The sequence below is a fragment of the Aedoeadaptatus coxii genome (assembly GCF_001553115.1).
GTDB classification, from domain to species: domain Bacteria; phylum Bacillota; class Clostridia; order Tissierellales; family Peptoniphilaceae; genus Aedoeadaptatus; species Aedoeadaptatus coxii.
The window spans coordinates 104070-119416 of record NZ_KQ960182.1 but is presented as its reverse complement, the minus strand read 5'-3'; the positions used below and the strand labels follow the sequence as shown (position 1 = coordinate 119416).

Genomic DNA, 15347 nt, shown 5'->3' with positions numbered 1-15347 from the left:
CGCCGTTTTTTATTTTCCTTGAAAAAGTCTATTCATAGAATGGTTCGTTAGTATACTCCAAAGATTCATAGCCTTTTCTTCGTAAGAAAGGAGTTCTCGCTCTTTAGAAGGTAATTTACTGACGGATTTATAGTTGGTAAAAAGTTGAATATCAGTAGATTTCATTTCTTTCAGAAAAGCGGTGCCGCTTTCGGAAAAAGCCAATACGTGGAAAGCTTTTTGTTCATTAGCTGCGATTTGAATTTGGTTAGATGTCATGTTTAAAAATCGGTGGAGGAGTAAACGTGAGATTCTCCAGCGGGAATAACGTTTCGTCTTTGCATTTTCTAAAAAATCGTCATAGGAATTGCATTCACGTAAAAACTTTAAAATGCGGTCGTCGATCCCTTTTTCGTAACCGTCATAAAGATTCCAATCTACAGGATTTTCTAAACAGATGGTGCGATAAAGAGGGTAGAGTGATTCCATCAATCTCTTCTCCGAAAACTGTGGAGGCGTGCCGGCACATGCGCTTTTCATCTCCTTAGGTTTTTCATCGAAGTGTTTACGAATGTAGGAAGCGCTGACGATGGGACTAGAACCCTCTTTTATGCGTTCTACGAGGCGAAAATCAATGTATGAATTAAATTTAGCAAGGGCTTTAAAGTATCCGTAGGCGAGGAGAGCGTTGGATTGAAAAAGTCCATTCCATTTGTAATTTTTTTCTTTTAAAGCAAGTAAATAGGATTCGCTAAAAGAATTTCCTTCGGCCAGAGATTGTTTTAAACGAGCGGGAAAAATCGGATCTTGCTCATAATCAAAAATTTGCTGAAATTCCTCAATGCTTCCCCATTCCGTGCCGCAAAACACAGCGTCAATTTTCCCAAACCGTTCGGCAATGGACATGGCGCCCTCTGAAAACATCTCGCCGTAGCTTGTGGCAATTTGCACGGGAAGGGTAATAACGACGTCGGCACCGGTTTTGACGAGATCTTTTCCTCGTGTAAAGGGATCCGTGACGACGGGAATACCCCGTTGACTAAAGGCCCCGCTCATTAGAATAATGATGCGGTAGCCTTCTTTTTTTGCCTGCTCGATTAAATAGACATGGCCATAGTGTAAGGGATTCGTTTCTGCAACAATTAATGCGTTTTTCATAGTAATTTCATTCCTATTCAGCTCATAGTTTAGACATCGGCCCTTTATATGATATAATAACAAAGGAAAATTTTGAAAGTACTGAGGAGGAAATGTATGAATATTTTAGTCATTAACTGTGGCAGTTCTTCTTTGAAATACCAGCTAATCGATATGGATCGCAAAGAAGTTCTCGCTAAAGGTTTGGCAGAACGTATTGGTATCGAAGGTGGCCGCGTAAAATACGAAGCAACCGGAAAAGATGAAATCGTCATTGAAGAAATGTTAGCTGATCACAAAGCTGCATTAAAAATCGTTCTCGATTCCTTAAAGCATGAAGAATACGGTGCGGTTAAGAGCTTAGATGAAATTGATGCTGTAGGACACCGTGTCGTTCACGGCGGCGAAGCTTTTGCGGAATCGGTTATTATCGATGAAAAAGTAATGCAAGCGATCAACGACAATGTTGAAATTGCACCTTTACACAACCCGCCGAACATTATCGGTATTGAAGCTTGTAAAGAAATTATGGGCGACGTTCCCATGGTAGCTGTATTTGATACGGCATTCCATCAATCGATTCCCGAACTGAACTATATCTATGCATTACCTTACGAATACTATGAAAATTACAAAGTACGTCGTTACGGCTTCCACGGCACCAGCCATCAATACATTACCGAACGCGCAGCAGAAATGCTCGGCAAAAGCCTTAACGAAGTAAACTTAATTACCTGCCACTTAGGCAACGGTTCCAGCATCAGTGCCGTTAAGGGCGGAAAATGCTTCGATACATCCATGGGCTTTACGCCACTTGAAGGCCTTGCCATGGGTACCCGTTCCGGCGACTTAGACCCTGCTATCATTCCCTTCATCATGGATAAAGAAAAGCTCTCCACTGAAGAAATGAGCAATGTTTTAAACAAGAAGAGCGGTGTTTTAGGCGTAAGCGGTGTTTCCAGCGACTTTAGAGATTTGGAAGAAGCAGCTGAAAAAGGCAATCATCGTGCACAATTGGCATTAGATATTTTCGAAAACCGTGTGCGTAAATATATCGGCGCTTATTTAACCGAAATGGATCACTGCGACGGCATCATCTTTACTGCCGGCGTTGGCGAAAACTCCATTACCACAAGAGAACGCGTCGTCGACGGATTAAAGAGCCTAGGCGTCGAAATCGATAAAGAAAAGAACAATATGCGCGGAAAAGAAGCAGTCGTAAGTACCGACGCATCTTCCATTCCCGTTCTCGTCATTCCGACAAACGAAGAATTAAAGATCGCTATGGAGACTGCAAAGCTCGTATAAACTCTTGACATTGGGTCTTTTCCTGTCATATAATAGTGTGCAGCAGTTTTAGAGGTGATACCATGCGTACCGATATTTCTGAATTTTTAAGGGGAAATGGCATTCATAATTCTGTTTCCGGTGAATTGTCGCCTGAAGACAGTCCTTTGAATGTAGAAGGTTTAGGCCTCGAAGATCCTGTAAACTATCAATTGGATATTTACAAGGTCGATGGAGACTTAGACGTGGACGTACATGTTCACTATACATTCAACAGTTGTTGTGACCGTTGTTTAAAACCGTTACGAGAAAGTGTTGAAAGTACGTCCCATATGGTGGTCACAACTGATTCTGATGAAGAGATCGAACCCAATGTGTTGGTTGTGGATTCCCTGGATGCGTTCCCTTTGAGAGAATTGGTATTCTCACAAGTTATAACCTCAGTGCCGACGAAGATGTTATGTGATCCGTCATGTAAAGGACTTTGCCCGGTCTGCGGTGAGGATTTAAATCAACATCCCGATCACGAATGTGAGCAGGGGGGAGTCAGTCCCTTTGAATCCTTAAAAAATCTATTTGATCATGAGTCTGAAGATAGGGAGGTGTAGAAATGGCAGTACCTAAGAGTAAAACTTCAAAACAACGTAAAAATAAAAGACGTGCATCTTCTTATCGTCTAAATAAAGCAACCATCGTTGAGTGCCCTAACTGTCACGAAACGAAATTGCCCCACCGTGTCTGCCCGAGCTGTGGATACTATGCAGGCAAAGAAGTTATTGCTAAAAGCGAAGAAATCTAAAAAAAGCTTCCGGTATACCGGAAGCTTTTTTTATGCTTAAAATGCCCAATTGCCGTCCTTAAATACAGTTATTTTTTCGCCGTCGACAGTGGTGCCGATAATGGACATATCTTTTGAGCCCACCATAAAATCGACATGGACGAGACTGTCATTGACGCCCAGTTTCTTTAATTCTTCTTTCGAGAGTGCATCGGCTCCTTCCAAACAAGTGGGGTAAGCCCGCCCGAATGCTAAATGGCAGGATGCATTTTCGTCAAATAGGGTATTGTAGAAAAGCTGATTGCGATTGGAAATAGGACTGTCGAAAGGAACGAGGGCAACTTCACCTAAACGTTTTGCACCTTCGTCGGTATCCAGTAAATTCTTAAGTGTATCTTTTCCCTGTTCTGCATCAAAATCTACGACAACACCGTCTTTAAACCGTACATAAAATTTATCGATAATATTGCCGTTATATGCTAGGGGCATGGTAGCATAGACGATTCCGTTTACGCCATGGGCGTGGGGTAGTGTAAAGACTTCTTCTGTAGGAATGTTGGCGACAAAAGGTTCGCCGTCCGGTGTGGCACTACCACCCCCTGCCCATAAATGATTTTCGGGAAGCTCGATGAACAGATCGGTACCCAAGCTATTTTGATAGTGAAGGGATGTGAATTTATAGTCCGTCATTTTTTTTGCCAGGGCGTTAATGCGGTTCATATGATCTTCCCATGTTTTTACGGCGTCATCAGTAACTCGCGACATATCAAAAATAGCGTCCCATAAAGTTTCCAGCGCCTCAACTTCGTCGAGTTCGGGATAAACCTTTTTTGCCCAGGCTTTCGTTGCCACGCCGGCGACAGTCCAAGGATTCTTATCGCTCATCATTGCTTCTGAATAAAACTCAAGGGCTTTACTTCTATTCATCATGGCGCCTTGAAGTACTTTCGAATCGATTGTTTTTAATAAATCCGGATCCGAACCTGTAAAGGATAAGAAACCTGCACCTTGATTTAGATAATAGCGATACATTTCTTTTTGAAACTCGGGAACATTATTTAAAACCTCTTCAGGTGCGTGAGTATAACGCAAAAGGGTTAAATCGTCGTCGCTCCAAAGAATATGCACATCACTTGCACCGTTTAAATAAGCGTGTTTCGCTGCAAGCACTGCCAGGTCGCGTGCTTCAATAGGGGCGCGAATGACGAGAGGTTGATCTTTTTTTATACGAATACCTACTTTAATCAACATTTCAGCATAAGCATCTAATCGTTTTTTAAAATTCATAATTCCTCCTTTTTACGATTTTAAGTATATCATAAATTCAATTGTATCCTTGCACAGACCATATGCCCATGTTATAATAAATCGGTACAAATACACACATGAGGCGAGAATGAAGTTGTTGCTGAAAAGTGGCTTTATTTAAAAACCTCATGGAGGATTAAACAATTGGAGGTAAAAATGTCTGTAGTATCAATGAAGAGCTTGCTCGAAGCAGGCGTCCACTTCGGTCACCAAACCAGAAGATGGAACCCGAAAATGAAGAAATACATCTTCACCGAACGCAATGGTATTTATATCATCGACTTACAAAAAACCGTTAGAAAAATTGAAGAAGCTTACGATTTCGTTCGCGAAACCGTTCAAGACGGCGGTAAGGTTTTGTTCGTCGGTACCAAGAAACAAGCCCAAGATGCCATTGAAAAAGAAGCTAAACGTTGTGGTGAATTCTACATTAACCAACGTTGGTTAGGTGGTCTTCTTACTAACTTCCAAACGATTAAAACCAGAATTGAACGTTTGAAAGATTTAGAAGAAATGGAAACGGACGGCCGTTTTGATGTACTTCCCAAAAAAGAAGTTATCGGTTTACGCCATGAAAGAGAACGTCTTGAAAAGTTCCTTGGCGGTATTAAAGATATGAACGGACTTCCCGATGTAATGTACGTCGTGGATCCTAAGAAGGAAAACATCGCCGTTAAAGAAGCACAAAAACTTGGTATTCCCATCGTCGGTATTCTCGATACAAACTGTGATCCCGATGAATTGGATTATCCCATTCCCGGTAATGACGACGCCATTCGTGCCGTAAAATTAATTACGGAAACCATGGCCAATGCCGTTATTGAAGGTAAGCAAGGTGCTCAAGACGATGCAGAAGTTGAAACCGAGCAACAATCCAAAGTGGAAACTGAAAATCAAATCACGGATAGTGCGGCTGAAACAGAAGAACAATAATAAGGAAATTTATAAGAGTTCTGAGCCAACGGAACTCTTATTTTTTTGAAAAACATAGAATTTTATTTAAGGGGGACTATCATGGAAATTACTGCAAAAATGGTCAAAGAACTTAGAGACAAAACCGGCGCCGGTATGATGGACTGCAAGAAGGCTCTTAAGGATTCTGACGGCGACGTCGATCGCGCTGCTGATATTTTAAGAGAACAAGGCCTTAGCAAGGTTGCTAAAAAAAGTAATCGTATTGCAGCTGAAGGTATTGTTGAAAGCTACATTCACAACAATCGCATCGGCGTGTTAATCGAAGTTAACTCCGAAACCGACTTCGTAGCCAAGAACGAAGACTTTAAAGAATTCGTTCGCGATATGGCAATGCAAGTTGCTGCTACAAATCCGAAATACGTTTCCCGTGAAGAAGTTTCTCAAGAAGAACTCGATCACGAACGTGCCGTATTAACGGAGCAAGCTTTGAACGAAGGTAAACCCGAACACATCGTCGAAAAAATGGTAGAAGGTCGTTTAGAAAAATTCTATCAAGAAATCGTCCTTTTAGATCAACCCTATATTAAAGACGGCGATGTAACCGTTAATGAACTTTTAACGAATTTAGTTGCCAAAATCGGTGAAAAAATCAGCATTCGTCGTTTCTGCCGTTATGAAGTAGGCGAAGGCATGGAAAAACGTACCGAAGACTTTGCTGAAGAAGTAGCAAAACAAATGCAATAGGTCGGATTAGACCATGGAACCTAGATATAAAAGAATTGTCTTAAAATTGAGCGGGGAAGCCATGGCTGGCGAAAAGGGAATCGGCATCGATTCCTCTACCGTTCGATTATTTGCAAGAGAAATTAAACGCATTTCCGAAGCAGGCGTGGAAACCTGCATTGTCGTCGGTGGCGGCAACTTCTGGCGCGGCCGCGACAGCAAAGACATGGATCGCGCAACCAGTGACTACATGGGTATGCTCGGCACGGTTATGAATGCCCTGGCTCTTCAAGATGCTTTGGAACAAATGGACGTCGTAACCCGGGTTATGACCGCTATCGAAATGAAACAAGTAGCCGAACCCTATATTCGTCGCCGCGCCATTCGCCATTTAGAAAAAGGTCGCGTCGTTATTTTCTCGGGTGGTATTGGAAATCCCTATTTCTCCACCGACACGACAGCTGCTCTTCGCGCTGCTGAAATTGACGCCGAAGTTATTTTGCTTGCAAAAAAAGGCACCGACGGAATTTACGATTCCGATCCGAACATCAATGCCGATGCCGTTAAATTTGACAGCTTGAGTTATTTTGATATTTTAAGCAAAAATCTCAAGATCATGGATTCTACGGCAACGTCTCTATGCATGGAAAACGACATTCCCCTTATCGTCTTTGGCATCGACATATCGGAAAATATTTTCGATGCGGCTATGGGCAAAGAGTTGGGGACCTGTGTAAAATAAGGAGGATTATGTATGGAGTTCAACGACGTTAAACAAGAAATTCGCACGAAGACGCAAAAAACTCTTGATCGTTTAAAAGAAGATCTAGGCTCCATTCGTGCCGGACGCGCCAATCCAAGCTTATTGGATAGAATTACGGTAGAAGCTTACGGTCAGCAAACTCCGCTGAATCAAGTTGCAGGTATTACGGCGCCCGAAGCACGTCTACTCACTATTCAACCTTGGGATGCATCTTTAATTCCCGCCATCGAAAAAGAAATTTTAAAGTCCGACTTAGGTCTTAATCCCTCTAACGACGGAAAGATTATTCGCCTGGCTATTCCCGCTTTAACGGAAGAACGCCGTAAGGATATGATTAAAGTCGTAGGAAAAGATGCGGAGCAATCTAAGATTGCCGTACGCAATATTCGTCGCGATGCTATCGATGCTATTAAAAAAGCTGAAAAGAATAAAGAAATATCGGAAGACGATTTAAAAGTTTATGAAGAAGAAATTCAAAAGCTTATCGACTCTGCTATTAAAGACATCGACGGAATTGCCAAAACAAAAGAAAATGAATTAATGGAAATCTAAATAAAACTTAATAGAGCCCCCTATGGGGGTTCTTTGTTTTAGGGGGGATTATGGAGTCTAATAAAAAAGAAATGCCAAAACATATCGGCATTATTATGGACGGAAACGGTCGCTGGGCAACCAAAAGGGGATTGCCGAGAACCTACGGTCATAAAGAAGGTGTTAAAAGGGTTTTAGACATTGTGCGTGAAGCGTATCGATTGGAAATTCCTTTTTTATCTTTGTATGCTTTTTCCACGGAAAATTGGAAGCGCCCCAAAAAAGAAATCGATAACCTCATGATTCTCTTGCAACGTTTTTTGGTGAAATACATCGAAGAGTTGGAAGAGAACGGCGTTAAATTAAATATTATGGGCGATATTTCGGCCCTTGACGGCAAAACGCGAGAACTCGTCGAACTTGCGCTGGAGCGCACCTCAAAGGGAACTAAAATGGTTTTAAATATCGGTTTAAACTATGGTGGTCAAGATGAAATTTTAAAAGCGGTCGCCGATATTGCCCATTGTGTTAAAGAAGGGCAAATTGACCCGAATTCAATCGACAAATCCCTTTTCGAATCTTTCCTATATACAAAATGCCAACCGCCCTTGGATCTCCTGATTCGGCCCAGCGGTGAATTACGAGTGAGTAACTTTATGCTCTATCAAATGGCCTATAGTGAATTTTGGTTTTCCAATGTTCTGTGGCCGGATTTTGATGAAGCGGTTTTTAACGAAGCTATAGAAGATTACCGCTCGAGAGACCGTAGATTTGGGGGGCTCTAATGAACAATTTTAAAAAGCGTACCCTTACAGCAGTCGTATTACTTATCGTACTCGCCGGGGTTTTATATATGGGAGGCCACGTTCTTCGCGTTGCAGTTCTCCTGTTTTCTCTCGAGCTCTGCCACGAACTTTCCGGTGCCTTTAAACACAAAGAGCATCATATTCCGGAGCATTACATTCTTTTGTCCTGTTTCATCCATTTTGCCGTTTTTCTATTAAACTGGCCGGCTTTTTTAGCCTTTACGATTTCCACATTTTTACTCGTGCTGTATTATTTGAAGAGTTCAAACTTTTCCCTTGAAGAGTTTGGTTTATGTATGTTGATTTTGATCTACGTACCGAGTTTTTTCTTTCCTATCCTAAATCTCGATAAGACCTTCTATCTCTATCTGGTCTTTATTATTGCGGTTTCGACAGATACCTTCGCTTATTTAACGGGAATGGCTTTCGGCAAGCATAAACTTTGCCCGTCGATCAGTCCGAATAAAACTATTGAAGGAGCCGTAGGCGCTGTCGTATGCACCGTAACTGTAGGATTGATTTACTGTTATTATGTGGGGATTCCGGTCGATTGGATGCACGCTCTTTTTATCGGCATTGCATCCGTTACCGCTCAATTAGGTGATTTGTTTGCATCAAAAATGAAACGAGCTACGGGTATAAAAGATTATGGTCATATTCTCCCCGGTCACGGCGGTTTTATGGATCGCTTCGACAGCATTTTAATGATCATACCGATGGTTTATATGCTCTATCGGTTTCCCCTTTAGGAGGTTATATGGCAAGTTTATTAGGTTCTATATTTGTATTTGTGTTGATCGTTGGGCTCCACGAATTCGGCCATTTCGGAATGGCAAAACTCGTTGGAATTCGCGTCAACGAATACTCCATTGGCATGGGACCTTTGCTTTTTAGAAAACAGATAAATGAAACACAATATAGTTTAAGAGCCCTTCCCCTTGGCGGCTATGTGGCCATGGAAGGAGAGGAAGAAGATTCCGACGATCCGAGGAGTTTTAATAATGCAGGACTTCCTCAGCGCGCCGCAGTCATTGCAAGCGGCGCTGCTATGAATTTCGTCCTTGCCATTGTTGCGTTTATGCTTTTTACGCTTATAAGCGGTTATCCAACGACGACAGTAGGCGAGGTGCTACCCGGTACCCCCGCCGCTCAAATAGGTATGAAGACGGGAGACGTGCTTCAATCTGTAGACGGTCAAAACGTAAAAGATTGGAATGACTTCTCAACGCGCATCGCCGAATCAAAGGGTGAAGTAACCGTCGGTTATAGCAGGGGCGGGAAAAACGAACAAACGACGGTTAAGCCCGCAATGAAAGATGGGCGTCGCTATATCGGCCTTAAACCGGAGAGCGAACGTCATCCGCTGCGAAGCCTCAAAGACGGCTTCACCATGACAGGTAAAGTTGTCGTAACCATTTTCTATGTCCTTAAGCAATTATTTACCGGTGCCTTAGGCGTCGATAAACTTTCGGGACCTGTCGGCGTTGTAAAAATCATTGGTGATTCTGCTAAATTCGGATTTGGGTCGTTAATGTTTATAATGGCCTATATATCGGCGAACCTCGGCGTCATGAATTTACTTCCGATTCCCGCGCTGGACGGCGGAAAATTATTATTTATTTTTATCGAAGCTATTACCGGAAAACCGGTTAATAAAAAAATTGAAATGACCTTATCGTTTATTAGTTTTACGCTCCTTATCGGACTCATGATTTATGTTACGATATTTGGAGATATAGCACGCTTTTTAAACTAGAAAGGACGGCCACATTTGGCAACATATACGAGACAAATTGCAGTAGGTAATGTGCTCATCGGCGGAGGAGCGCCGGTGAGTATTCAATCAATGACCAATACGAAAACAAAAGATATCCGGGGAACTATTGCACAGGTAAAATCCCTGGAAACGGCCGGCTGCGATATTATTCGAATGGCCATTAATGACGAAGAAGATGCCAAGGCTCTGGATACAATTATTCCCTCTATTTCCATTCCTATTATTGCCGACATTCAATTTGACTATCGATTGGCTCTTTACGCCATAGAACATCATGTCCACGGGTTGCGCTTAAACCCGGGCAATATCGGCGAAAAATGGAAAGTAAAGGAAGTTGCAGAGGCAGCTAAATCGGAGGGAATTTCCATTCGTGTCGGCGTGAATTCCGGATCAGTAAAACAGGAATTTATCGAAAAAATGGATGGCGTTAATCCTGATTCCATCGTGGCTTCCGCACTTGAACAAGTCAATATATTAGAGAGCTTCGGTCTAAATGCCATTAAAGTCTCGTTAAAATCATCAAGTGTTCGCCAGTCGGTGGAATCCTATCGCGCATTTAAAAAAGTTTCCGATTACCCATTGCATCTCGGCATTACCGAAGCGGGTTCCAAAATGAACGGCATCGTGAAATCTTCCGTAGGAATCGGATCCCTTCTATTAGATGATATCGGCGACACAATCCGCGTGTCATTGACAGGCGATCCGGTAGACGAAGTACTGTGCGCCAAGTCTATTCTAAAAAGCATAGGTCTTCGCAACGAAGGCATCGATTTTGTTTCTTGCCCAACCTGTGGCAGAACAGAAATAGACTTAATTTCCATTGCCGAAGAAGCTGAAAAACGATTAGCAAATGTAAATTTCCAAGGCAAAATTGCCATTATGGGTTGTCGCGTCAATGGTCCCGGGGAAGCAAAGGAAGCGGATTACGGTATTACCGGCGGCAACGGTCGCGGCGTTATCTTTAAAAAAGGCGAAATCGTACGTTCGGTTTCAGAAGAAGATTTGCTCGACGAACTAATTGATTTAATAGAGAGGGATCAATGTGAAGAATGAAACTATTCATCCATCAGAACAAAATCTGATGGATTTTCTTCTATCAGAAAATCTTCAAATTAATAAAATAATTTACAATCGTAAAAAGGGACGTATCGTGATCGTTTCAGATAGCGAGGAAAATGATCGGTGGCGTAAACTTAAAAAGCAGATGGCCTCTTGTTATGAAGGACTCGATATTACTATCTCGTGTAAGGAAGCGAAAAAAGAAGTCAAGGATATGACGCAAGATGAGTTGTTTCGTTGGATACTGGATCGCTTGCCTTCAAGTAGCGCCTGGTTTAATGAAACCTCTTTCAGTTTAGAATCCCGTTCTCTTACAATACGTGTTCCAAATCATACGGTAGAAAAAAATATTCTATCCCTAAAGTTAGACCAACTTCTTTTAAAAGAAACAGGCGAATTCTATCAAGTCCACTGCCAATGTGAGGGCAATGAATGTGAACTTCAAGAGCTTAGCCAATTAATCGATGAAGAAGAAGTGGTATTCAGAGAAACGTTTGAAGAAACAGCTGTACGTATTGAACAAGTAGATTCCGGAAAAGAAGAGAAGGGAGTCTACATCTACGGCAAAGATAAATTTGATGGGGTAATTCCGCTTTCCCAATGTAGAGTAGGGGAGACCGTCACAATATCGGGAACTATATTTTCCGTCGATTCCCGTCCCATAAAAAACGATAAGACCCTTTTCATTCTCTCTGTTTACGACGGTACCGACAGCCGTAATGTGAAAGCTTTTGTAAAAAATAAGGAAGCAGAGGATTTTGGCTCTACATTTAAGGCGAATAATGCCGTTGAAGTTTACGGAAAATTCGAATTCGACAGCTTTGAGCGAAACGAAAGCATTATGGCGCGCAACATTCGAAAAATACTAAAGGCTTCTACGGAAGATAAAAGCCCCAACAAACGTATCGAACTGCATGTCCATACAAAAATGAGCAATACAGACGGAACCCATACTATTAGCGATTTTGCCAAGCGAGCCAAACTTTGGGGACACGAGGCTATTGCCATTACAGATGACAATGTAGTGCAAGGGTATCCGGAGGCCATGCAGGCGGCGAAGAAAAACGATATTCGCATTTTATACGGCATCGACGCGGATGTTGTGGATGACGATGAAAAGATTTTTAAAAATCCCGCAAATGTAAAATACGGTTCAAGTTTCGTCGTCTTTGACTTAGAGACGACGGGATTTTCGCCGCGTTACGATGAGATTACTGAAATCGGCGCCGTTAAAATTGAACACGGAAGAATTGTCGATCGTTTTTCCACTTTCGTCAACCCTCTTCGTCCCATTCCACCGAAAATTGTCGAGCTTACCAATATCACAGACGATATGGTGGCAGATGCCCCTACTATTGACGAGGCACTTCCTCTGTTTGAAGATTTTATCGGCGACGGAATTTTAGTGGCCCATAATGCGTCCTTCGACTCTCGTTTTGTCGAATATCGCAGAAAAGGTAAGGGGAACTATCCTACGATTGATACGCTGTTGCTTGCTCAATGTTTGGATCTCCACATTAAAAATTACAAACTCGGTACATTGGCCAAGCGATTCGGCATTAATCTTCAAGGCGCCCACCGTGCCGTAAATGATGCCGAAGCTACAGCAGAGCTCTTCTTACATCTCGAGCGACTGGCAGAAAAGGAAGGGGTCAAATCCCCCGAAGATTACAACAAGTTAAAACACCCTGAGCCTGAAAAACTGTTCCCTACGAGATTAACCATTTTCCCTAAAAATGTAGAAGGGCTCACCACCTTATATCGCTTGATCTCAAAATCACACACGGAAACTTTTTATCGTACACCCCGTATTTTAATGAGTGATATTATAAAACATCGCGAGAACTTTATTATCGGCAGTGGCGGCGAACAAGGTCTTTTAATCGACAGCTACTTACGCGGGGCGGACGACGAAGAACTGTCTACCATAATAAAATCCCTCGATTTCGTTGAAGTAGCACCTCCAAAGCGTTACGGGAAAAGTTACATCGATGGTCTTTTGCGTCATGAAGACGATGCGAAAGATATGATTCGCCATTTATTGAATCTATCCGACGACCAAGATGTTCCCGTAGTGGCATCCAATAATGTGCGCTACCTCGATCCTGACGATGAGATTTATCTCAAAGTTTTGGAGTACTCGAAATTTAGAGGGCGCCCCTTTGGTAACGGTGCGGCTCATTTTATGGCCACTGATGAAATGTTACGTGCTTTTGATTTCTTAAACGAGCGCTGTGAAGAAATTGTAATAGATAATCCGAAAGTGATTTGCGACAAAATCGAAGAGTTCCCGCCCATTCCTTCGGGCAAATTTCCTCCGAAAATTGAAAATGCCGATGTTGATCTAAAAAATGATGCAGTAAGTCGTGCGAAGGAAATTTATGGGGATCCCCTACCGGATATTGTCGCCGATCGGCTGCACACGGAGCTGGACAGCATCATCGGTAACGGCTATGCCGTAATGTATCGCATTGCACAGCAGCTGGTACAGAAATCCAATGCCGACGGTTTTTACGTTGGATCCAGAGGTTCTGTAGGTTCTTCATTTGTTGCAACCATGACGGGTATCACGGAAGTTAACCCCTTGGCTCCGCACTATGTATGCCCTCATTGCCAATACAGTGAATTTGTCGAAGATAAAGCATACAGCACGGGATTCGATTTGCCGAAAAAATCCTGTCCCCATTGCGGCACGGAATTGATTCGCGACGGCCATAAGATTCCTTTCGAAGTATTCCTCGGATTTTACGGCGATAAGGAGCCGGATATCGATTTGAATTTTGCCGGAGAGTATCAACCGAAGGCACACCAATTTATCGAAGATTACTTTGGCGAAGGCTTTGTCTTTAGAGCCGGAACGATCGGCACACTGGCGGAAAAAACGGCGTTTGGATTGGTCAAAAAATACTTGGAAGAAAACGGAATCGTTCGAAATCCTGTGGATATTACGCGTTTAGCAAAAGGAATTGAAGGCGTAAAACGAACAAGCGGACAACATCCCGGCGGCATTATGATTGTTCCGAAAGACAACGACATCCATCATTTTACGCCCATTCAATACCCTGCAGACGAAAAGAAGAAAAACGTCATTACGACACACTTCGATTATCACTCCATCAGCGAAAATATTCTGAAGCTCGATATTCTCGGCCATGATGCTCCTTCAATACTACGTATGCTGGAAGATATGACCGGCGTGGATATGAACGATGTGGATATTAATGATGCGAAGGTCATGAGCTTGTTTACCGGTATGGATGCTTTGGAAGCCGATGAGTCTATTTTTCATTTTGACACGGGCACATTAGGCATTCCCGAGTTTGGTACAGATTTTGTAGTGCGCATGTTGCTGGATACCAAACCCGACACATTCGGCGCTCTCGTCAATATTTCAGGCCTTTCCCACGGTACCGATGTATGGACGGGCAATGCTCAAGATCTCGTGCACTCAAATAAGGCGACGATTTCTGAAGTTATCAGTACGCGTGAAGATATTATGAACTATTTAATTATCGCAGGTGCGGAAAATAAAGTAGCCTTCGATACCATGGAGGCAGTAAGAAAGGGTAGAGGCCTTCCTGAAAAATACATGGACGTCTTGAAAACGCTGGATGTTCCAAGCTGGTACTTTGACAGCTGCGAAAAGATTAAATACATGTTTCCGAGAGCCCATGCCGTAGCCTATGTTATGACAAGTATTCGTATAGCATGGTATAAGGTTTATTATCCCTTGGCATTTTATGCCGCCTATTTCACAACAAAGCTCAATGATTTAAATGGCGATCTTCTCATTGGCGGAGTGGACAGCGTAAAGCGTCGCATCGAAAACATTAAAAACCTTGGCGATGAGGCTTCTAAAAAAGAACAAGATGAAGGTTCGTTGCTGCGCGTAGCCTTGGAAATGCTCGCCAGAGGTTACACTTTCGAGCCCATTCACTTAGGAATTTCCCATTATGATCGCTTTGGAATTTACGAGGGAAAAGTTATTATTCCCATCAGTTCACTACCGGGAATAGGCAAGACCATTGCAAATGAAATTTACGACGAGTATAAAAAAGGCCCCTTCTTATCAGTAGAAGATATGATTAAGCGGACGGGAGCTTCTAAAACCGTTATTGAAGCTTTAACACAACATGGCGCTTTAAACGGAATCCCGAAAGATAATCAATTAAGTATGCTTGACTTATTTGGATCTCAGGGAAATTTATGATATAATACCTGAAAGAAAGAGATAGATAGACGTTTAGAACTAGAGTGGGGCCCCCACTCTAGTTTTTTATGGGA

14 protein-coding genes are annotated in these 15347 nt (G+C 42.5%); 12 read left to right on the top strand and 2 right to left on the bottom strand.

Features of this window, described 5'->3' with window-relative positions:
• Positions 1-9 precede the first annotated feature (9 nt).
• Complete coding sequence (locus tag HMPREF1863_RS07395) at positions 10-1137, bottom strand: nucleotidyltransferase family protein (protein ID WP_068369370.1); 1128 nt, start codon at positions 1135-1137, stop codon at positions 10-12.
• Positions 1138-1233: 96 nt separating this feature from the next.
• Here HMPREF1863_RS07395 and HMPREF1863_RS07390 point away from each other — a divergent pair, with 96 nt between their 5' ends.
• From HMPREF1863_RS07390 to rpmF, 3 genes are all read left to right on the top strand, one after another.
• Positions 1234-2424 carry an acetate kinase gene (locus HMPREF1863_RS07390; RefSeq protein ID WP_068369367.1) on the top strand — a complete coding sequence of 397 codons (1191 nt, stop codon included), beginning with the start codon at positions 1234-1236 and terminating at the stop codon, positions 2422-2424.
• A 62-nt stretch (positions 2425-2486) separates the two neighbouring features.
• Positions 2487-3011: a YceD family protein gene (locus HMPREF1863_RS07385; protein ID WP_068369364.1), complete on the top strand. Its 525-nt coding sequence runs from the start codon at positions 2487-2489 to the stop codon at positions 3009-3011.
• A gap of 2 nt (positions 3012-3013) precedes the next feature.
• Positions 3014-3202, top strand: a complete 189-nt coding sequence (gene rpmF, locus HMPREF1863_RS07380; RefSeq protein WP_068369361.1) for a 50S ribosomal protein L32 — start codon at positions 3014-3016, stop codon at positions 3200-3202.
• Between the two features lie 36 nt (positions 3203-3238).
• Here rpmF and HMPREF1863_RS07375 read toward each other — a convergent pair whose 3' ends face one another.
• The gene (locus HMPREF1863_RS07375) at positions 3239-4468 is read right to left on the bottom strand and encodes an aminopeptidase (RefSeq protein WP_068369358.1); all 1230 of its coding nucleotides are present in this window, start codon (positions 4466-4468) and stop codon (positions 3239-3241) included.
• 177 nt (positions 4469-4645) lie between these two features.
• On the opposite strand from HMPREF1863_RS07375, the gene rpsB reads away from it, so the two are divergent.
• The 9 genes from rpsB (at position 4646) to HMPREF1863_RS07330 (ending at position 15273) form a co-directional block, all read left to right on the top strand.
• Positions 4646-5422, top strand: coding sequence for a 30S ribosomal protein S2 (rpsB, locus tag HMPREF1863_RS07370; RefSeq protein ID WP_068369355.1), 777 nt, complete (start codon positions 4646-4648; stop codon positions 5420-5422).
• 81 nt (positions 5423-5503) lie between these two features.
• Positions 5504-6148 carry a translation elongation factor Ts gene (tsf, locus tag HMPREF1863_RS07365; protein WP_068369352.1) on the top strand — a complete coding sequence of 215 codons (645 nt, stop codon included), beginning with the start codon at positions 5504-5506 and terminating at the stop codon, positions 6146-6148.
• Between the two features lie 13 nt (positions 6149-6161).
• Positions 6162-6869: a UMP kinase gene (pyrH, locus tag HMPREF1863_RS07360; protein WP_068369349.1), complete on the top strand. Its 708-nt coding sequence runs from the start codon at positions 6162-6164 to the stop codon at positions 6867-6869.
• Positions 6870-6881: 12 nt separating this feature from the next.
• Positions 6882-7442 carry a ribosome recycling factor gene (gene frr, locus HMPREF1863_RS07355; RefSeq protein WP_068369346.1) on the top strand — a complete coding sequence of 187 codons (561 nt, stop codon included), beginning with the start codon at positions 6882-6884 and terminating at the stop codon, positions 7440-7442.
• A 50-nt stretch (positions 7443-7492) separates the two neighbouring features.
• Positions 7493-8206 (top strand): isoprenyl transferase, encoded by a 714-nt coding sequence (locus HMPREF1863_RS07350; RefSeq protein WP_068369338.1) that lies wholly within the window; start codon positions 7493-7495, stop codon positions 8204-8206.
• The gene (locus HMPREF1863_RS07345) at positions 8206-8976 is read left to right on the top strand and encodes a phosphatidate cytidylyltransferase (protein WP_068369334.1); all 771 of its coding nucleotides are present in this window, start codon (positions 8206-8208) and stop codon (positions 8974-8976) included. Before HMPREF1863_RS07350 ends, HMPREF1863_RS07345 begins: the two co-directional genes overlap by 1 nt.
• 8 nt (positions 8977-8984) lie before the next feature.
• Positions 8985-9983, top strand: coding sequence for an RIP metalloprotease RseP (rseP, locus tag HMPREF1863_RS07340; RefSeq protein ID WP_068369331.1), 999 nt, complete (start codon positions 8985-8987; stop codon positions 9981-9983).
• Between the two features lie 15 nt (positions 9984-9998).
• Complete coding sequence (ispG, locus tag HMPREF1863_RS07335) at positions 9999-11057, top strand: flavodoxin-dependent (E)-4-hydroxy-3-methylbut-2-enyl-diphosphate synthase (protein WP_068369329.1); 1059 nt, start codon at positions 9999-10001, stop codon at positions 11055-11057.
• Positions 11047-15273: a PolC-type DNA polymerase III gene (locus HMPREF1863_RS07330; protein ID WP_068369328.1), complete on the top strand. Its 4227-nt coding sequence runs from the start codon at positions 11047-11049 to the stop codon at positions 15271-15273. The genes ispG and HMPREF1863_RS07330 overlap by 11 nt, the downstream gene beginning before the upstream one ends.
• Positions 15274-15347: the final 74 nt, after the last annotated feature.